Below are 18705 nucleotides of genomic sequence, written 5' to 3'. Positions count from 1 at the left end.
CTAATGGCTGAACTAAAAACAGTCGCGCGACCGTACGCTAGAGCGGCTTTCGAAGTTGCCCGTGAGCAAGGCCAGGTTACAGAATGGGCTGATATGCTAAGCATATTAGCCGCTGTAACGGTGGATCCTAAGCTGACAATAGCACTTGGAAATCCAGCTTTTAATGCGGAAGAGAAGGCAAGCGCTTTAGCGGACGTTTGTGCAGAAGTAACAACAGTACAGGGCAAAGCATTTTTGCTAGCACTGGCTGAGAAAAAGCGTTTAACGCTTATTCCGGCAATTTCTGTGTTATTTCAACAGTTCAAACTGAATTATGAAAAAGCGGTAGATGTAGAATTTACCTCAGCTTTTGAATTATCAGCAGAACAAGCGCAAGTATTGGCCGCAGCATTGGCGAAAAAGTTGGATCGTACGATCAACTTAACCAATGAAACAGACGCAAGCCTGCTTGGTGGCGTGGTTATCCGTACAGGTGACTTAATCATCGACGGTTCAGTTCGCGGTAAACTGGCGAAACTGGCCGAGGCGATAAACTCCTAGTGTTTCGTTAAATCGAAAACAGGGTTGAGGAATTTAGCATGCAGCAACTGAATCCATCTGAGATCAGCGAGATTATCAAGAAGCGCATCGAGAATCTCGATGTCACTTCTGATGCCCAAAATGAGGGCACAATTGTCAGTGTAGCAGACGGTATCGTTCTGGTTCACGGTTTGGCAGATGTTATGTACGGAGAAATGATTGAATTCTCCGGTGGTATTTACGGTATTGCATTGAACCTAGAGCGTGACTCTGTCGGTGCAGTAGTATTAGGTAAATATCAAGACCTTGTAGAAGGTCAAAAAGTTAAATGTACAGGTCGTATATTGGAAGTTCCAATTGGTCCTGAATTGCTTGGTCGTGTTGTTGACGCATTGGGTAACCCAATCGACGGCAAAGGCGATATCAATGCAAAATTAACGGATAAAGTTGAGAAAGTAGCACCAGGCGTTATCGAACGTCAGTCTGTTGATCAACCTATTCAAACTGGTTACAAAGCGATTGATGCCATGGTGCCAATCGGTCGTGGTCAGCGTGAGTTAATTATCGGTGACCGTCAGATTGGTAAGACAGCATTAGCTATCGATACTATTATCGCTCAGAAAAACAGCGGTATTAAATGTGTATACGTAGCGATCGGTCAGAAACAATCTACTATTGCCAACGTTGTACGTAAGCTTGAAGAAGCGGGTGCAATGAGTTACACCACAGTGGTAGCGGCTGGTGCTTCTGATCCAGCGGCGATGCTTTACCTAGCGCCATACACTGGTTGTACTATGGGTGAATACTTCCGTGACCGCGGTGAAGACGCTTTGATCATTTATGATGATTTGACCAAGCAAGCTTGGGCTTACCGTCAGATCTCTTTGCTTCTTCGTCGTCCACCAGGTCGTGAAGCTTACCCAGGTGATGTATTCTACCTTCACTCTCGTCTTCTAGAACGTGCGTCTCGTGTAAACGTTGAGTACGTTGAGAAATTCACCAATGGTGAAGTGAAAGGCAAAACAGGCTCTTTGACAGCCTTGCCTATCATCGAGACACAAGGTGGTGACGTATCTGCTTTCGTACCAACCAACGTAATCTCCATCACAGATGGTCAGATTTTCTTGGAAACGAGCTCGTTTAATGCGGGTATTCGTCCAGCGATGAACGCCGGTATTTCGGTTTCTCGTGTTGGTGGTGCTGCACAAACTAAGATTGTCAAAAAACTTGGCGGTGGTATTCGTCTTGCATTGGCTCAGTACCGTGAATTGGCGGCTTTCGCTCAGTTCGCATCTGACCTAGATGAAGCGACTCGTAAGCAGCTAGAGCACGGTAAACAGGTTACTGAACTGATGAAACAGAAGCAGTTCTCTCCTATGCCCGTAGCTGAAATGGGCGTAGTTCTTTACGCTGCTAATGATGGCTTCCTTGTAGATGTTGAAACAAGCAAAATTGGTAGTTTTGAACAGGCATTGTTGGGTTATATGAACAGCGAACACGCTGATCTTATGGCTGACATCAACAAAACTGGCAACTTTAACGGCGAGATTGAAGCGACACTTAAAGCGGCAATCGAGAAGTTTAAAGCGACGCAAACTTGGTAATGAGCTTGGCAACAGACTATTAATTTAGCCTGTTGCCATTTTCTTGCAGTTTGTGAAATAACATTCTCACAAGGGCAGTTCTATTATGGCAGTCGGAAAAGAGATACGTACTCAGATTTCGAGCATTAACAATACGCGTAAAATTACTCGTGCTATGGAAAAAGTAGCAGCAAGTAAGACGCGTAAAGCTCAGGATCGTATGGCCGCTTCTCGTCCGTATGCGGAACGAATTCGCCAAGTTGTTGGTCATTTGGCTAACGCGAATCCTGAGTATAAACACCGTTACCTTACCGAACGTGAGGCGAAGCGTGTTGGTTATATCGTAATCTCTTCTGATCGTGGTTTATGTGGTGGCTTGAACATTAACGTGTTTAAAAAAGCCATTAAAGATATGAAGCAGTTCGCTGATACTGGTGTCGAAATCGACATTTGTGCCATTGGCGGCAAGGCTGTGTCATTCTTTCGTAACTACGGTGGAAATGTAGCAGCAGCTTTCACTGGTTTAGGTGATGCACCTAAAGCTGACGACTTAGTCGGCAGCGTAAAGGTGATGCTAGATGCATTTGATGAAGGTCGCATTGATCGTCTGTATGTGGTTTCTAATGAGTTTGTGAACACCATGACTCAGATTCCGATGGTCGAGCAACTTTTGCCATTACAAGCAGAAGAGAATACAGAGTTACAGCACCACTGGGATTACATTTATGAACCAGAAGCCATTGATATTTTAGATGGACTATTGGTTCGCTATATTGAATCTCAAGTATATCAGTCAGTCGTTGAGAACATTGCGTGTGAACAAGCATCTCGTATGCTTGCTATGAAAAACGCAACCGACAACGCCGGCGATATCATTGATGAATTGCAGTTGGTGTACAACAAGGCTCGTCAAGCAGCGATTACTCAGGAAATTTCTGAGATAGTCAGCGGCGCGGCAGCGGTTTAAGGTATTTAAGAGGATCCGAACATGAGTAGCGGACAAATCGTAAAGATTATCGGTGCAGTTATCGATGTGGAATTCCCACGTGATAGCGTGCCAAAAGTATATGATGCCCTTACCATTGAAGGTAAAGAGTTGGTGTTGGAAGTTCAACAGCAACTAGGCGACGGCGTAGTTCGTACTATCGCCATGGGTTCTACTGACGGTATGAAGCGTGGTTTGATTGTTGATAATACAAACAACCCTGTTTCTGTTCCTGTTGGTATTAAAACACTAGGACGTATTATGAACGTTCTAGGTGAACCAATTGATGAAAAAGGCCCAATCGGCGAAGAAGAGCGTTGGTCAATTCACCGTGCCGCACCTTCTTATGCTGAACAGTCTTCTAGTAACGAATTGCTAGAAACAGGCATCAAGGTTATCGACCTTGTTTGTCCTTTCGCGAAAGGTGGTAAAGTTGGTCTGTTTGGTGGTGCCGGTGTAGGTAAAACCGTAAACATGATGGAACTTATCCGTAACATCGCAATCGAGCACAGCGGTTATTCTGTATTCGCTGGTGTTGGTGAGCGTACTCGTGAAGGTAACGATTTTTACCATGAGATGACTGATTCGAACGTAATCGATAAAGTATCTTTGGTATACGGTCAAATGAACGAGCCACCAGGTAACCGTCTTCGTGTTGCTTTGACTGGTTTGACTATGGCTGAGAAATTCCGTGACGAAGGTCGTGACGTACTTTTCTTCGTAGATAACATCTACCGTTACACGCTTGCGGGTACGGAAGTATCTGCATTGCTAGGTCGTATGCCGTCTGCAGTAGGTTACCAGCCTACACTTGCTGAAGAGATGGGTGTTCTTCAAGAACGTATCACCTCTACTAAGACTGGTTCTATCACGTCTGTTCAAGCGGTATACGTACCTGCGGATGACTTGACTGACCCGTCTCCAGCAACAACGTTCTCTCACTTGGACGCAACCGTTGTATTGTCTCGTGACATCGCATCTTTGGGTATCTACCCAGCGATCGATCCTCTTGACTCTACTTCACGTCAGCTTGACCCTCTAGTTATCGGTCAAGAGCATTACGACGTAGCACGTGGCGTACAAATGGTATTGCAACGTTACAAAGAACTTAAAGACATCATCGCGATTTTGGGTATGGACGAGTTATCTGAAGAAGATAAGCAAACGGTTAACCGTTCTCGTAAAATCCAACGCTTCTTGTCTCAGCCTTTCTTCGTAGCTGAAGTCTTCACTGGCGCACCAGGTAAGTATGTTTCTTTGAAAGATACTATCCGCGGCTTTAAAGGTATTTTGGATGGTGAGTTTGACGAACTTCCAGAACAAGCGTTCTACATGATTGGTAGTATCGACGAAGCAGTCGAGAAAGCTAAGAAACTTTAACCATCACGCGAAGTAAGAGCGCTTAGGCGTTCTTACTAAGCCTGACTAAGAGAGGCAACTTATGGCTATCACAGTACACTGCGATATCGTAAGCGCTGAACAAGAGATCTTTAGCGGAGTCGTTAAATCTCTTGTGGCTGCAGGTGATTATGGTGATCTAGGCATTATGCCTGGTCATGCGCCATTATTGACGACTCTGCAACCAGGTCCTATTCGTGTGGTTAAAGAAAATGGTGACGAAGAGTTTATCTTCGTGTCCGGTGGCTTCCTAGAAGTTCAACCGCACCGTGTCACCGTCTTGGCCAACACGGCCATTCGTGCAAGAGATCTTGACGAAGAGGCGGCACTAAAAGCGAAGCAACACGCACAAGAGCTTTTAGCCAACCAAAAACCTGATGTTGACTATTCTCGTGCAACAGCGGAATTGGCAGAAGCCATGGCTCGCTTGCGTACTATCCAGCAGTTCCGCCATCAATAAGCGAAACGCTAGAGTTGAACAGTCTAAAAAGCAGCCCTAGGGCTGCTTTTTTTATGTTTGTTTAGTGCTAACTGCTAACTGAAGCCGCAGATTCTTAAAGCATTTTCCAAAGCGTATCGAAGATGATTTGCTGGGCGCTGGCGATGTCTTTTGACTCTAGCACGACAGCAGAAGGGAAGTTGTTGCTCGCTAAAGAAATAATCGCACATTTTGGTGGGTAGATTGCGATATAGCTGGCGTCTACTGGGCCTTCGGTTTTGATCCACTTACGCTCTGATAGACCGGCTTCTTCACCACCTTCTCCCAATGCGATGACTTTTACGTTGATGCCTAGCTTGATTCGCTGTTTGGTGTAGTTCGGAAACGGACGATACAGATACGGACGAATGGGTTTAGATGAAAACACACAATATTCTTTATGGTCTTGTTGCGATACGACGTTTAGAATGTCGCGCAATACCCATTCTATGCCATCGTCGCCTTCATAATAGCGCACGTCAGTATGATGATAATCAGGCTGTTGCTGGCTTAAATTGGGAATGATAGTGCTTTTGAGTGATTCTATGGTTTTGTCTAATTGAAGACGCTTGTCTTCCGCAAGACTGAGTAAAATATCTGGGTTTTCCGCCATGAAAAAGCGACGTTTTCCTTTTGGAAAATAACTGATTACCCCTTTGTTTTGCAATTGCTTGAGTGCTTCATAGGCGGTGCCGCGGTTAATCCCGCTGTGTTCGGCAATGTCTCGGATCGAAGAAGGCCCTAGCTTTAGCAGAGTCTGGTAAAGCTGAGTTTCTCTAGGTGTGAGACCGAGTTGTTCAAAAGCGTGTTGGATCATAAGCGTTACAAAAACCAAATATCAATAGTAGTGTGCAGAATACTCGCCCGTTTGTGCTGATGTAAAGGCATGGAATAAGACATTTAATACGTAATAGAGCGCAAAGCATGGTGTTTTGCGAGGAGTAGAAAGTGAGTGATGATCAGCGTTTTGGCGGAATTCGCCGTTTATATGGTGATGCGGCCTACCAAATTTTTTCCCAAGCGCATGTTTGTGTAGTGGGGATTGGTGGCGTTGGTTCGTGGGCGGCAGAAGCCTTAGCCCGTTCTGGTATTGGTAAAATCACCTTAATTGATATGGATGATATTTGCGTCACCAACACCAATCGCCAAATACATGCGCTGGACGGCAACATAGGTAAGTCAAAAGTAGAAGTCATGGCGGAACGTATCAGTCTGATTAACCCTAACTGCAAAGTGACGGCAGTAGAAGACTTTGTTACCCCCGAGAACCTCTCTGAGCTGCTTGCAGAGCAATTTGATTACATTATTGATTGCGTTGATAGCATTAAACCAAAAGCGGCTCTAGTGGCCTGGTGTAAGAGCAACAAGCGTTCTGTTATTACGATTGGTGGTGCGGGCGGACAAACGGATCCTACCAAAATTCAGACAGCAGATCTGGCGAAAACGATAGGTGATCCATTGGCTGCGAATTTACGCAATTTTTTACGTCGTTATTATAACTTCAGCCGAAATATCAAACGTCGTTTTCACATTGAATGTGTGTATTCCATTGAGCAACTTAACTACCCACAAGGCGATGGTACGGTTTCCAAAACGAGGCTGAAAGGCGATACAGAGACCAAAATGGGGTGTGATACCGGTTTCGGTGCCAGCACGGCTGTCACTGCGACCTTTGGCTTTGTAGCGGTTTCGAAAGTACTAGAAAAGTTAGCCAAATCAAGTTAATACCTATTCACGTTAGATAATCTATTTTAAAGAGACTGTTTATGAGCTTGTCAGAAACAACAAAACCCACTGTCATTTATGGTGAAAAAGGCGCGAATATTTCATTTCGAATTATTCGTTATGCGTTAATCTCTTGCCTACCTCTGCTGGCCATTTGTGCTTACGCTAATAATTATTTTGTCATGCTTCCGGTTTTGTTACTGATTTTTTCACGTTATATGACGGCAAAATATTGGAAGAATACACCTTACGTCATATTTAAAAACGACTGTTTTGAGGTGAAACCATCAAAAGTAATTGGTTTAAAATCGATGCGTTATGAAGACGTTGTGAGCATTGAAGAGCAGAAGCGAGCTTGGTCAGTGGAATACACGGTTGATGGAAAAGAAAAACAAGTCGTGATTGTGAAGTTTTGGCTAACACCTGAAGGTATTGAACGCATTCGCACTGAGCTACAGCGTCATGTATCGAGCGTCACCGTGCCTTTTCAGCCATAGAGAAGAAAAGGCGAGTGAGTTTAGGCTTGCAACGCCTTTAGTATTGCCAACACGCCATTGCTGCGTGAGCTGGTGAGGTAGCTGGAGAGGTTCAACTCGGCTAGCTCGGATTTCAAGTCCATTTTTTGTATGGTTTGCTGTTTTTCCCCTGTCACTAGGCTGATGACCGCGACCAGCACGCCTCGCATCAGTTTGGCGTCGCTGTCGGCTTTGAAATAGCGACGTCCAGCGTCTTCTACCGTTATTAACCAGACCGCGCTTTCACAGCCTTTGATTTTATTATCTTCTGTTTTTTCTTCGTCTGAGAGGCGCGGTAACGCCTTACTCAAGGTGATCAGTGCTTTAAACGTTTCTTCTTTACTGCGACAGGCTTGCAGTTGTTGTTTGATCACATGGGGTGTAGGAAAACAGGGCGTTGGAAAATCAGTCATCACCTAATATCTCAATGGCTTCTAGTAAAACATCGCAGAATTGATCTGCTTCTTCGAGGGTATTGTAACAGGCAAACGAGGCTCTCAATGTACCACTGACACCTAGCTGTGCCATTAATGGATGGGCACAGTGACTACCCGCTCGAACCGCGACTCCCTTGCTGTCTAGGTAAGCATTTAAATCGATGGTATGAATATTGGGTACACTTAATGAGACCAGCGTGGTGTTCTTTTCTGGCGAATACAGTTCGATACCGCCTTCTTTAATCAGGCGAGTGTAAACATGATTCGCCAGTTTTTGTTCCCACGCCAGTAACGCAGGTCGGTCTTGTTGGATGAGAAATTCACAGGCAGCGGCTAGGCCAATTGCCCCTTCTATATGCGGCGTACCGGCTTCAAGGCGATAAGGCAAAATATTAAATTCAGTCGCTTGATACGCCACATGTCGCACCATTTCTCCACCTGTTTGATAGGGGATTAAAATTTCCAACGCCTGACTTTTACCATATAAAACGCCAATACCCGTAGGGCCATACATCTTATGGCCAGAAAAAACATAGAAGTCACAATTTATATCCTCTACATCAACTGGATAATGCGCTACGGCTTGAGCGCCGTCCACCAAGGTAAATGCACTGTACTTCTTAGCTTCTTGGATCATGGTTTTTAATGGCGTGCTTACACCGATGGCATTGGAAACCTGAGTTGCCGCAAAGATGCGAGTTCTATCGGTGAAGTATTTTTGATATTCGCTTTCCCACTCGCCATTAGAAGTCAGAGGTAATACCCGTAAGCGTGCTCCAGTACGAAACGCCAGCTGTTGCCAAGGGACTAGGTTAGCATGATGTTCCAGACTGGTAATGAGAATTTCATCGTCTTGTTGTAATAGGTGCTCTAAGCCGTAAGCCACCATATTAATGGCTTCTGTGGCTCCTTTACTCCAGATAACATGACTGTTTTCTGGCGCATGAATAAACTGGGCGACTCTTTCTCTGGCTTGCTCAAAGCGGTTTGTGGCGCGGTCACTGAGGAAATGCGCCCCACGATGAACATTGGCATTAAAGGATCGGTAGTAGTCTTGAATCGCGTCTAACACGAACAGAGGCTTTTGTGTGGTAGCCGCATTGTCGAGGTAAGCCAGTGGATAGCCATACGCCGTTTGTTGGAGTATGGGGAACTGGTTGCGCAAGGAATAAGAATTAAAAGCCATAGACAGTCCACTTGTTGCGTTACTGGTTATCTGAAATAAAGTTATTGCAGTACGCTCTTTAGTACCGAGTAAAAGCCTTAAAAGTGCCAATACTGCTGTTAACGTGGTGAAATTGTACCTTAACTTCCTAGTGTCATTGGGAATTATTATTTTTACTGGTATTTTTTTGCTTGTCTTTTTTGATAACCCCCTTACTCTTTGATAACAGATAGTAGATGACAAACTAGAAAAGGTACAAAGCGTGGCGGATTTTTTATACAAAGGGGTAGTGGACTGGTTTTTAGATCAGGTTTCACAGGAGGCGATTGCTGCTGGTGATCGCATGCCCTCGTTACGTGCATTAGCTAAGCAACTTGGTCTTAGTTTAAACACGGTTATCCATGGCTATGAAATATTAACAGAAGAGGGTTGGATCGAATCACGCCCTAAATCTGGTTACTTTGTTTGTCATCGAAGCGATACCAAGCCGGCGCTTTTATTGGCCGGTGAAGCGTTACGAAAGTTAGCGCCTGTAGGCAGTAAAGCCGCATGGTCTTGCTTAGCGCATCGTGGTGCTTTGGTGGATCAAAGTGATGCGTTTTTGGTATCTTCCGTGCGTTCCGAAGAAGTGGATATTCCGGTTTTAGGCAAAGGGCACTTGACGGTTCGTGAAACCGTTAGCGAGCATTTAAAAGGCTTAGCGATTAAAAATCACGCATCACAATTATGGTTAGGGGATTCGCCCTTGACCATGCTGACCCAAAGTATCCAAGCGCTGACGCAGCGCGATGACACAGTGTTGGTTATTACGCCTTGCGACCCGCGACTATCGTCTACATTGCAAAGCTTGGGCCGTCGGGTGATCAGCATTGCCGCAGGCGACCGAGGGGTGGATCTAGACCTAGTGGTCCGTTGCTTACAAGAAAATGAAATAAAACTGCTGATTTTACCGGGACAATTTGCGTTTCCAGCGGGTCTGGCGATTAGTAATTTAAGTCTGCGTCGTTGGGTGGCTATTATTGATGAGTTAAAACTGCCGACCATTGAGTGGGATTTGTGTTCGCATTTGCCGCATCGAGCGGGTTCACTGATGACGTATAAGTCATTGGATTCGTCAGATCACATTGTTTATATCGGAGGCGTTGAGACCAAGGGAGTTAATCGCTCTGCTAGTTGGTGTTTACCGGGGCGTCATCAAAGCGCATTAGAAGGCGCATTTTTATCCATTGATATGGCATTAAGCGATGCCCAACAGCAGGCCTTGAGCGAGGCGTTGTTATCGACCGGCAAGCGTTCTTTAGTGCGTCGAGCGCGTCAGGTGTGGGCCAATTCTGAGCGTATCAAAGCACACCTTGAAACCCATCTGCAGGGGCAAGTCAGTTTTGCGGCTAGCAAGGGAGGCATGGGGCTTTGGATGAATTTAGAAGCACCATTAAATCAACAAGATATGACCGCTTTGTTGGCCAATTATCGTCACGTTATTGTCCCCGGAACCTTGATTAGCGATGAACCAGATGCGGATTATTGGATGGCGATTAACGTCACGCTAGATGATGTGGAGCCGTTGGCTAAAAAGCTTGCAGAGCGTTTGTCATTAAAGAATGAAGGCGCGTCAGAGGCAAAGCGAACCAGCGCGAAAGCATCAGCGGTAGAGTCTTCTCATGCAGAAGACTCACCAAAAAAGGCTTCAGCAGAAGAGAAAAAAGAGGATAGAAAACAACGTGATGCGTCTACTAATCCTCTTTATAATCCAATGCTAGATCTGATCAATCATGACTTTGGCTAAGCGAGCGCTTTTTTGATCGCCGCTAACATGCTTGTGTGGTCTTGGTAATCCAAAGGAATCGGCGTCAGATGATCCCCTAGTAATAAAGCCAGAGAAGGGAATGAATTTAAGCCCAAATGACGAGCTTGGTTGATTTCCTGCTCTAGTAATCCTTCACTTTTCACATGCGCCATGGCCTTTTCAAAGCCTTCTGCTTTTAAGCCAATGTGCCCGGCACACGCGGTTAACGTGGAGAGATCCGATGGGTTCTGTGCGTTCAAGTAGTAAGCTTTTTGAATCGCGTGATACATCTCATCTTCAAGGTCTGAATCTCTGGCAACCATGCAAGCACGACATGCAGGATAGGTCGAGCGACGAGGTTGAGTATTACGCCAAAAATCAAAGTTAAATTCAGTCCCAAGATAAGCACTGATACGTTGCCAAGCGCCTTCTAACGTCGCTTTCATATCATCAGGCATGGGTGTGTCTGAGTCGACAGCTAACCCGCCCAACATAGGTTGAATAGTGAGCTGTTTAGAATCGATTAAAGGTTGCAGGCTTTTTTGCAGTTTGGTCCAAGTAGGACGAAATCCCCAACACCAACTGCACATAGGGTCATAACAGTAAATTAGCGTGGCTGTCATAGGTGATTTCCATTAAAAATGAATGAAAGAAAGCCTTCAAGGCTAACAGTCCACCCCGTCACTGAACAGTATTTTCTTTTACTTTTTAGCTTAAAATAACCATTAAGAAAGGCCACCTTAATGTCATTAAGGTGGCCTTTCGAGCCGTTTCATTTCACTCTGTGTTGAGTAAAAGTCAGCGTTAGTCTTTTAGAATCGCGGCAATGGCATCGCAAAGCGGTTCCATATTGTCATGCGTTAAGCCTGCAACGCTAATACGTCCAGACCCCACAATGTAGATGCCGAAGTCTTTACGCAGCTGAGCCACTTGATCAGGTGTCAAACCTGAAAAAGAGAACATGCCTCGTTGTTTAGAAATAAAGGAGAAGTCTTGTGTCACGCCTTTAGTTCGCAGCGTATTCACAAACAAGCTACGCATCTCATGAATACGAGTACGCATACTCTTCAATTCCATTTCCCATAAGCTACGAAGCTCTTTGCTGTTTAGAATCTCAGCAACAATAGCAGCGCCATGAGAGGGTGGATTAGAGTAGTTGGTGCGAATACAGCGTTTTATCTGAGTAAAGGCTGCTTCGGTTTGTTCAGGCGTTTCACAAACAATGGTCAAGGCACCAACGCGTTCGTTGTATAGACCAAAGTTTTTCGAAAAAGAGTTCGCGATTAACATTTCAGGCACGTGCTCAAGGAAAGTTCGTAACCCTTTCGCATCTTCTTCAAGGCCTTCGCCAAACCCTTGGTAAGCGAAGTCAAACAGAGGTAAGAACCCTTGTTTGCTACATAGTTTGGCTAATTGGTACCATTGCTCAGGCGTTGGATCTATGCCAGTTGGATTATGGCAGCAACCATGGAACAAAACGACATCACCCGCTGGCACCTGTGAAAGGCTAGCAAGCATTGCTTCGAAATCTAGTCCTTTCGTATTGGCATCATAATACGCGTAGCTGCCTACTTCTAAACCAACAGATTGGAAAACCGCTTGATGGTTCGCCCATGTTGGGTTGCTGACCCACATAGTGGCTTCTGGCAAATGTTTTTTAATAAATTCTGCCGCGACACGAAGTGCACCAGTACCGCCAGGTGTATGGGCCGTCTGTGCAAGTTGTTTGGTAATAATGCTGTGCTTTTCACCAAACAGAAGTGTTTGTACCGCTTGTCGATAGGCTGGAGCGCCCTCGATGCTTAAATAGCTTTTGGTTAGCTCTTGGTTAAGCAAGCGTTCTTCCGCTTGTTTAACCGATTTTAATATAGGAGTGGTGCCTTTTTCATCCTTGTAAACGCCCACACCTAAATTGATTTTATTAGGATTTAGATCATTACGGAACGCGTCATTCAGGCCAAGAATTGGGTCTGCAGGAGCAGCTTGGATATGTTCGAACATGGTGACTCCCCATAAGGGTTGTTTGCTATTTTTATTATCGGTTAAAAGATCAAAAATCAGTGGCGTATGGTACTCCAACACAGACATAACCGCTATAAAAAGGGAGTAAAGAGAGCCGATTAGGTGTGCTATTTCTTTTGTTTTACATCAAAACTTAGTAAGTTTTTAAGCGCAAAAGAAAACCGTCAATCAGAAAAGTTGACAAAAAAGGAATGGCAGCCCAAAAAAGGCTGATCTAATTTAAGCAACAGGCAGTGTCTGTTGCTTATTTATCCCTCTAACGCAAATAAGGAGATACTTACTCGTCCCAACCGTCAGAGATGGCTTGGTTTAAACGCTTTTCCTCTAAGTGCTGCTCAATCGCACGACGTGCTTTTAGCAGACGAATACTATCTTCCTTTTGATTTCGTTCGTTTTTTTCCTTCTCCAAACTGATGGATGCGTGGAGAATATCGGTTTTTACTTCAGTCAAAGTTTCATAAATATGATTCATCGTTATACCCTTTGGCTAATTCGATGACACTGAAATGAACAGATCACTGTCATCGACAGTTGAAAAAAGTCAAAATAGACAAACTACTCGTTTTCAAGTTTATAAAAAACGTAAATCGATTAAAAATCAACCTATCTTTGCGTATTTTTGTGACAAACATATTAAATAATTACGGCGGAATGTAATGGACGTTTCTTTTATCCTCGACTCGTTAAACGACAAGCAGCGCGATGCAGTGGCCGCGCCATTGCAAAACAGCCTAGTGTTAGCGGGAGCAGGTTCCGGTAAAACTCGGGTATTGGTGCATCGTATTGCATGGTTAATGCACGCCTATGAATTATCGCCTTACAGTGTGATGGCCGTGACTTTTACCAATAAAGCGGCGCGCGAAATGCAAGGGCGTATTGAAGAGCTGGTTGGTGTGCCACCACAAGGCATGTGGGTGGGGACTTTTCACGGATTAGCCCATCGTTTATTACGGGCTCATTGGCGTGATGCGGGTCTGAAAGAAAACTTCCAGATCATGGACAGTGATGATCAGCTGCGCTTAGTAAAGCGGATCATGAAGTCGATGAACATTGACGATACACGCTGGCCACCAAAGCAAGTATGTTGGTTTATCAATGGACAAAAAGACGAAGGCCGTCGAGCGGCTCATGTGCCAGACAGCCATGATCCTTTCTCGAAGGGCATGCGCGAACTTTATTACCATTATGAAGAAGCTTGTGAAAATGGCGGTTTGTTAGACTTTGGCGAACTGTTATTGCGCGCTCATGAATTAATGCTGACAAATCCGCCATTACTTCGTCATTACCAAGAGCGCTTTCGTCATGTGCTGGTGGACGAGTTTCAAGATACCAACACGATCCAATACGCATGGTTGCGTATTATGGTTGGCGCTCAAGGTACCATCACCGCGGTTGGGGATGATGACCAATCTATTTATGGCTGGCGTGGTGCAAAAATCGAAAACATTCATAACTTCACTAAAGATTTCAAAGACGTACAAACGATTCGTCTAGAGCAAAATTATCGTTCGACAGGGCATATTTTGAATGCGGCGAATGGCTTGATCAAAAACAACGATGATCGCCTAGGCAAAGAGCTTTGGACTGAAAGCGGCGAAGGGGATCCTATTTCTCTGTATGCCGGATTTAATGAGCAAGACGAAGCGCGCTTTATTCTTGGCATTATTAAGAAATGGCATGATGAAGGTACGCCTTTGGCAGATATGGCTATTTTATATCGTTCGAATGCTCAGTCTCGCGTGCTGGAAGAATGCCTCGTTCGAGAGCGAGTCGCTTATCGTATTTATGGCGGCCATCGATTTTATGATCGTCTAGAGATCAAGAATGCATTGGCGTACGCCCGTTTGGCACTTGATCCTAATAATGATGGCGCGATGGAGCGGATTGTTAATGTACCGCCGCGAGGTATTGGCGAGCGTAGCATTGGCATATTAAGAGAAATGGCCCGCGACGAAGGCTGTTCTATGTGGCGAGCGGCGCAAATAATCGTCGAAAAAAGTCTTATGCCAGCGCGAGCGACGAACGCGATAAAAGCCTTTTTACATCTGATTGAAGGCTTGAGCGTGACCGTTCAGCAAACGGATTTGAACCTCAATGATATTTTCGAACAAATTATCGCCGAAGCGGGATTAATCGCGTTTCACGAGAAAGAGAAAGGTGAAAAGGGCGAAGCTCGCATTGAGAACTTAAAAGAGTTGGTTGGCGCAGCAGGTGGCTTTAGCTGGAACGATGAAGAGGAAGAGTTCAGTACACCATTAATGGCTTTTCTTGATAAAGCGGTATTAGACGCCGGCGATGCTCAAGCGGATGAATACCAAGATGCGGTGCAATTGATGACCTTGCATTCGGCGAAAGGTTTGGAGTTTCCATTGGTCTTCTTGACCGGTGTGGAAGAAAATTTATTCCCAAGCAAGATGTCTTTTGAGGAGCCGGGTCGTCTCGAAGAAGAGCGCCGACTTTGTTATGTGGGCATCACTCGCGCAATGGAAAAACTCTACATCACTTATGCGGAATCTCGTCGTTTGTTTGGTAGCGAGTCGTTCAATAGTCCGTCACGCTTTATTAAAGAAATCCCACCACAATGCTTGGAAGAAGTTCGTTTACGCTCACAAGTAAGCCGCCCTGTTTCTATGCAACGACCTGATTATCAGACAGAGAAAAATCGTCTGCAAAACAGTACGGTACTGAACAGTTTCAAAGCACCAGAGGTCACTGTCAGTATGGGCGATAGGGTTAAGCATCCGGTGTTTGGTGAAGGCTTAGTAATCAACTACGAAGGCCAAGGCCCACAGGCTCGAGTGCAAGTGAACTTCGATGACGAAGGGTCTAAATGGCTGGTGTTATCGTTTGCTAAGCTGGAAGTTTTGTAGTTTTTGGTTTTGGATTAAACGAGACCGAGTAAGGATTTATTTGCGCCTGTTTCGCAAGCTCAACGCGTCAGCATAAATCTCTTACTCGGTCTCTTTTTAGGTGATTAGAAGAAAAATTATGAATTTAGAGAATGTTATTCACATTACTACTACATATTTACTTCCTTTTTTGGGGCTTCCTTTATTAGGCGTTGTTATTGGTGCTTGGCTAACAAATTCATTTTTTCCTTTTAGATTAAAGCGTAGAGAGTGGCGATGGGAAAAGGAGTTGTGGGCGCGGGAGTTATTTTCTGAAACACTTTCAAGAATTAGTTTTATCGTAGACCATTACCTAAAGGGAGAATACTCAGAAAAATTTTCTATGTCTGGTTTAAGTTTATATGAAGCTGATAAAGAAATTACAGCTCTCATTAAAGATCTTCACTCTCAAGGTTTTAAAATTCGATTGTATTTAGATAAAAAAAGTAAGTTGGTATTTGATAACTATTTATCCAAGAGCCAAGAAGAATATGATGAAGCCAAGGAATCTTGGGGACAATGGTATGACGGTGACGGTCAAGCAGAAATCTCACATAGAGAAGAAACTATATTTGTTCAAAAACAGGTGGCAGATCAAGCCTTAAAACATTTTGAGGTATAAGTTTACTATTAATTCTCATCTTCCCGTCCATGCCACAGGCGTAAAATGATAATGGTATTTGGGTGGGTTGAGTAGCGAACGATGTAGTTGTTAAATATCATATCTCGGATGGTTTCAGGCGAAGGAGCTTGCTGTACTGGTGTTCCTATTTTTGGGAAGTCTGGTAGTAAGGCGATTTTTTCAATCAGTTCTTTGGCAACTTTATTTGCGGCGTTGGGGTTGTGAGCAGCAATAAACTCTCGTAGTCGTTTTAAGTCGGTAATGGCTTCTTCCGTGTAAACCAGTTTCATTATTTAACCCTCGGCGCGTCCTGTTCGTTTTCAGTTCCCCAGTTGTTTAGCCATTCGTGTACTTCATTGGCGTCTACGACTTTTCCTTGTGCTGCTGATTCCATTGCTTCTAGTGTTTGTTTCCAGCGGTCTTGTTCTAATTGTTGTTTTTCTATGTATTCGTTTAGTGCTTGGTTGATGACCCAACCTTTACTACGTTGAATCTTATTCGCTAGCGCTTCTAAATGTTGTTCGGTTTCAGCTTGAAGTCTTACGGTTGTGACGCCCATAGTGTAGAGTCCTTTAATAGTAAAAATACATTGTAATACACTATAGTATACCTTTTTATTTTTGCATGCAGCAAATTCTATTTTTAATCTGTAGACTGTTTGAAAAGACTAAAAATAAAAAAGGAGAACGCGATGACTATTAGGGTCGGGTTGGTTGGGTTTGGTTTATCGGGGCGTGTTTTTCATGCGCCTTTTGTGATGAATGATCCTGATATGGAGATGGCATATGTGTGCAGCTCCAAGGTAGAAGAAGTGAAGGCTATGCTGCCTGAGGTGGCGGTGGTGTCGACTGCTGAGGCTATTTTTAGCGCTTCTGATGTGGATCTGGTGGTGATTACGACACCTAATGGGTTGCATTTTGAGCAGGCAAAAAGTGCGCTCGAAAGCGGTAAACATGTGTTGTTAGAAAAACCCTCGGTGACGAGTGTGTGTCAGATCGAAGCGCTTTGTTCGTTGGCTAAACAACAAGGTTTGGTATTCTGCGTGTATCAAAATCGTCGCTTTGATGGGGATTTTCTGCGTTTAAAAGCCTTAATCGATGGGGGAGAATTAGGTGAGTTGAAACATTTAGATTCTCGATTCGATCGTTTTCGACCGCTTGCTCAAACGCGCTGGCGTGAACAACCAGGTGTGGGAGCGGGGATCTTTTGGGATCTTGGGCCGCATATATTGGATCAAGCCTTATTCCTTTTCGGTGCGCCAAAATGGTTGCACGCAAGTATCGATACCCTGCGTGAAGGTTGCCAAACACACGATTGGTTTGAGCTGGAGTTGGGTTATGACGATAAGCGTATTCGTTTGGGGTCAACGCCGTTTGAAGCGGGAGAAATGCGTCGTTTCAATGCAAGGCTTACACAAGGTAGTTGGCAATGTGTGGGGTTAGATCCACAAGAAGATGCACTACGTGCTGGGCAAATGCCATGGCAACCTGATTTTCCTTCACAAGCGGCACAACAGCGTAATACTCGCTTTGTTGCACATACTCAAGATGACATAGAAACGTTCCAAGAGTCGTCGACACAAGGCGACTATGCGGCATTTTATCGTCAACTTGGCGAAGCCATTGTCGGTAAAGGTGATGCGCCTGTGCCCATGGAACAAGCTTGCCAATTAATCTATGGCTTGTGCCTCGCTGAGCAATCCGCAGAAACTGGCCAACGAGTGGCTTGGGATTACACGCCAAAGATAGGTTGATTGAAAAGTCAGTAAATCAGGCGAAAAAAAACCCTCTTTCGAGGAAAGAGGGTTAATACGTTCAATAGGGAGGTTTCTATTGAATGAAAAATCGATGACTCAGACACTGGGTGCCTGAGTCGTTTGCTTTACTCGTCTAAACTACCAAGTTCAAGCAAGGTGGCATTACCACCAACTGCTGTGGTGTTGATAGAGATGGCGCGTTCAGTAACGAAGCGCAAGATGTAATGCGGTGCCGCAATAGTGGTGAAGTTCTGGCTGTCATTTTCGATGACTAGCTGACAGATCAAGCCGCTTTTTGCTGCTAGGCGTTGGTTTAAAACTTGCGCTTCTGCGTCATCACATAAGATCGCGATACCGGCTAGGTTGTTCGCTTCAACGATGGAATCCAATGCGGATTCTGCGACGTTTTGAACCACACCGTCAGGCACAGACGTGGCAATTTTATCCATGATTTCTTGGCCTTTAAGACCCACGGTGATGACAGGATTACCCGCAATCAAAGCCGCAAATACTTGGCCAACCAAACCGACAATAGCCGCGTCGCTTTCGTCATTAGAAAGACATAGGAAAGCACCACGACCTTGAGTTGAAAGTTCGTTGTTCTCGCCTGTTGGTCCTACCATGGTCAAGGTTTCAGCGATTTCACGCTGAGCGTTGTCGATCTGCCAAATCGCCATTTTACGTTGTGTTTCTGGGAATAGAGTAAGGGTGCGAGCCAATAGCTCGTCACGACCTTCAACACCTAAAGAGTCCCACGCTTCAAATACTTTGTCTGCTACTTGAATTTGAACAGGTTGTACGATTGTCATTGCCTTGTCTCCTCTGC

General features: G+C 44.8%; 20 protein-coding genes. 11 read left to right on the top strand and 9 right to left on the bottom strand.

Annotated elements, in window-relative coordinates; translation table 11 throughout:
• Nucleotides 1-3 precede the first annotated feature (3 nt).
• The 5 genes from V6259_RS00670 (at nucleotide 4) to V6259_RS00650 (ending at nucleotide 4945) form a co-directional block, all read left to right on the top strand.
• Nucleotides 4-540: a F0F1 ATP synthase subunit delta gene (locus V6259_RS00670; protein WP_133010643.1), complete on the top strand. Its 537-nt coding sequence runs from the start codon at nucleotides 4-6 to the stop codon at nucleotides 538-540.
• A 38-nt stretch (nucleotides 541-578) separates the two neighbouring features.
• A complete protein-coding gene (atpA, locus tag V6259_RS00665; protein WP_133010642.1) occupies nucleotides 579-2123 on the top strand; it encodes a F0F1 ATP synthase subunit alpha in 1545 nt (514 codons plus the stop codon).
• 85 nt (nucleotides 2124-2208) lie between these two features.
• A complete protein-coding gene (gene atpG, locus V6259_RS00660; RefSeq protein ID WP_133010641.1) occupies nucleotides 2209-3069 on the top strand; it encodes a F0F1 ATP synthase subunit gamma in 861 nt (286 codons plus the stop codon).
• A gap of 21 nt (nucleotides 3070-3090) precedes the next feature.
• Nucleotides 3091-4467 (top strand): F0F1 ATP synthase subunit beta, encoded by a 1377-nt coding sequence (atpD, locus tag V6259_RS00655; RefSeq protein WP_133010640.1) that lies wholly within the window; start codon nucleotides 3091-3093, stop codon nucleotides 4465-4467.
• A gap of 61 nt (nucleotides 4468-4528) precedes the next feature.
• Nucleotides 4529-4945 (top strand): F0F1 ATP synthase subunit epsilon, encoded by a 417-nt coding sequence (locus V6259_RS00650; protein WP_133010639.1) that lies wholly within the window; start codon nucleotides 4529-4531, stop codon nucleotides 4943-4945.
• A 94-nt stretch (nucleotides 4946-5039) separates the two neighbouring features.
• Here V6259_RS00650 and V6259_RS00645 read toward each other — a convergent pair whose 3' ends face one another.
• On the bottom strand, nucleotides 5040-5780 hold the full coding sequence (locus V6259_RS00645) for a TrmB family transcriptional regulator (RefSeq protein ID WP_133010638.1): 741 nt from the start codon (nucleotides 5778-5780) through the stop codon (nucleotides 5040-5042).
• A 131-nt stretch (nucleotides 5781-5911) separates the two neighbouring features.
• On the opposite strand from V6259_RS00645, the gene tcdA reads away from it, so the two are divergent.
• Nucleotides 5912-6688, top strand: a complete 777-nt coding sequence (gene tcdA, locus V6259_RS00640) for a tRNA cyclic N6-threonylcarbamoyladenosine(37) synthase TcdA (RefSeq protein ID WP_341582929.1) — start codon at nucleotides 5912-5914, stop codon at nucleotides 6686-6688.
• 41 nt (nucleotides 6689-6729) lie between these two features.
• Entirely contained in the window at nucleotides 6730-7185 is a 456-nt protein-coding gene (locus V6259_RS00635) for a hypothetical protein (RefSeq protein WP_341582928.1), read from the top strand.
• A gap of 20 nt (nucleotides 7186-7205) precedes the next feature.
• On the opposite strand, the gene V6259_RS00630 is transcribed toward V6259_RS00635, so the two are convergent.
• Together V6259_RS00630 and V6259_RS00625 are read right to left on the bottom strand one after the other, a co-directional pair.
• Nucleotides 7206-7616, bottom strand: a complete 411-nt coding sequence (locus tag V6259_RS00630) for a SufE family protein (protein WP_341582927.1) — start codon at nucleotides 7614-7616, stop codon at nucleotides 7206-7208.
• Entirely contained in the window at nucleotides 7609-8826 is a 1218-nt protein-coding gene (locus V6259_RS00625; protein WP_341582926.1) for an aminotransferase class V-fold PLP-dependent enzyme, read from the bottom strand. The genes V6259_RS00630 and V6259_RS00625 overlap by 8 nt, the downstream gene beginning before the upstream one ends.
• A gap of 241 nt (nucleotides 8827-9067) precedes the next feature.
• Here V6259_RS00625 and V6259_RS00620 point away from each other — a divergent pair, with 241 nt between their 5' ends.
• The gene (locus V6259_RS00620; protein WP_341582925.1) at nucleotides 9068-10591 is read left to right on the top strand and encodes a GntR family transcriptional regulator; all 1524 of its coding nucleotides are present in this window, start codon (nucleotides 9068-9070) and stop codon (nucleotides 10589-10591) included.
• Here V6259_RS00620 and V6259_RS00615 read toward each other — a convergent pair.
• The 3 genes from V6259_RS00615 to V6259_RS00605 form a co-directional block, all read right to left on the bottom strand.
• A complete protein-coding gene (locus V6259_RS00615) occupies nucleotides 10588-11214 on the bottom strand; it encodes a DsbA family protein (protein ID WP_341582924.1) in 627 nt (208 codons plus the stop codon). The two genes, V6259_RS00620 and V6259_RS00615, sit on opposite strands and share 4 nt — an antisense overlap.
• A gap of 181 nt (nucleotides 11215-11395) precedes the next feature.
• Nucleotides 11396-12592 (bottom strand): amino acid aminotransferase, encoded by a 1197-nt coding sequence (locus V6259_RS00610; RefSeq protein ID WP_133012611.1) that lies wholly within the window; start codon nucleotides 12590-12592, stop codon nucleotides 11396-11398.
• 298 nt (nucleotides 12593-12890) lie between these two features.
• Nucleotides 12891-13085 carry a PA3496 family putative envelope integrity protein gene (locus V6259_RS00605; RefSeq protein WP_133012610.1) on the bottom strand — a complete coding sequence of 65 codons (195 nt, stop codon included), beginning with the start codon at nucleotides 13083-13085 and terminating at the stop codon, nucleotides 12891-12893.
• A gap of 184 nt (nucleotides 13086-13269) precedes the next feature.
• On the opposite strand from V6259_RS00605, the gene uvrD reads away from it, so the two are divergent.
• Entirely contained in the window at nucleotides 13270-15483 is a 2214-nt protein-coding gene (uvrD, locus tag V6259_RS00600) for a DNA helicase II (protein WP_133012609.1), read from the top strand.
• 118 nt (nucleotides 15484-15601) lie between these two features.
• The gene (locus V6259_RS00595) at nucleotides 15602-16123 is read left to right on the top strand and encodes a hypothetical protein (RefSeq protein ID WP_341582923.1); all 522 of its coding nucleotides are present in this window, start codon (nucleotides 15602-15604) and stop codon (nucleotides 16121-16123) included.
• 8 nt (nucleotides 16124-16131) lie between these two features.
• On the opposite strand, the gene V6259_RS00590 is transcribed toward V6259_RS00595, so the two are convergent.
• Nucleotides 16132-16413, bottom strand: coding sequence for a type II toxin-antitoxin system RelE/ParE family toxin (locus V6259_RS00590; RefSeq protein ID WP_341582922.1), 282 nt, complete (start codon nucleotides 16411-16413; stop codon nucleotides 16132-16134).
• Nucleotides 16413-16682, bottom strand: a complete 270-nt coding sequence (locus V6259_RS00585) for a CopG family ribbon-helix-helix protein (protein ID WP_341582921.1) — start codon at nucleotides 16680-16682, stop codon at nucleotides 16413-16415. Before V6259_RS00585 ends, V6259_RS00590 begins: the two co-directional genes overlap by 1 nt.
• A 132-nt stretch (nucleotides 16683-16814) precedes the next feature.
• On the opposite strand from V6259_RS00585, the gene V6259_RS00580 reads away from it, so the two are divergent.
• Complete coding sequence (locus tag V6259_RS00580) at nucleotides 16815-17876, top strand: Gfo/Idh/MocA family oxidoreductase (protein ID WP_341582920.1); 1062 nt, start codon at nucleotides 16815-16817, stop codon at nucleotides 17874-17876.
• Between the two features lie 128 nt (nucleotides 17877-18004).
• Here V6259_RS00580 and V6259_RS00575 read toward each other — a convergent pair whose 3' ends face one another.
• Nucleotides 18005-18688 carry a 1-pyrroline-5-carboxylate dehydrogenase gene (locus tag V6259_RS00575; RefSeq protein ID WP_341582919.1) on the bottom strand — a complete coding sequence of 228 codons (684 nt, stop codon included), beginning with the start codon at nucleotides 18686-18688 and terminating at the stop codon, nucleotides 18005-18007.
• Nucleotides 18689-18705 lie beyond the last annotated feature (17 nt).

The sequence above is a fragment of the Marinomonas sp. TI.3.20 genome (genome assembly GCF_038155025.1).
GTDB classification, from domain to species: Bacteria; Pseudomonadota; Gammaproteobacteria; order Pseudomonadales; family Marinomonadaceae; genus Marinomonas; species Marinomonas flavescens.
This window is presented reverse-complemented; position numbering and strand designations above follow the sequence as displayed.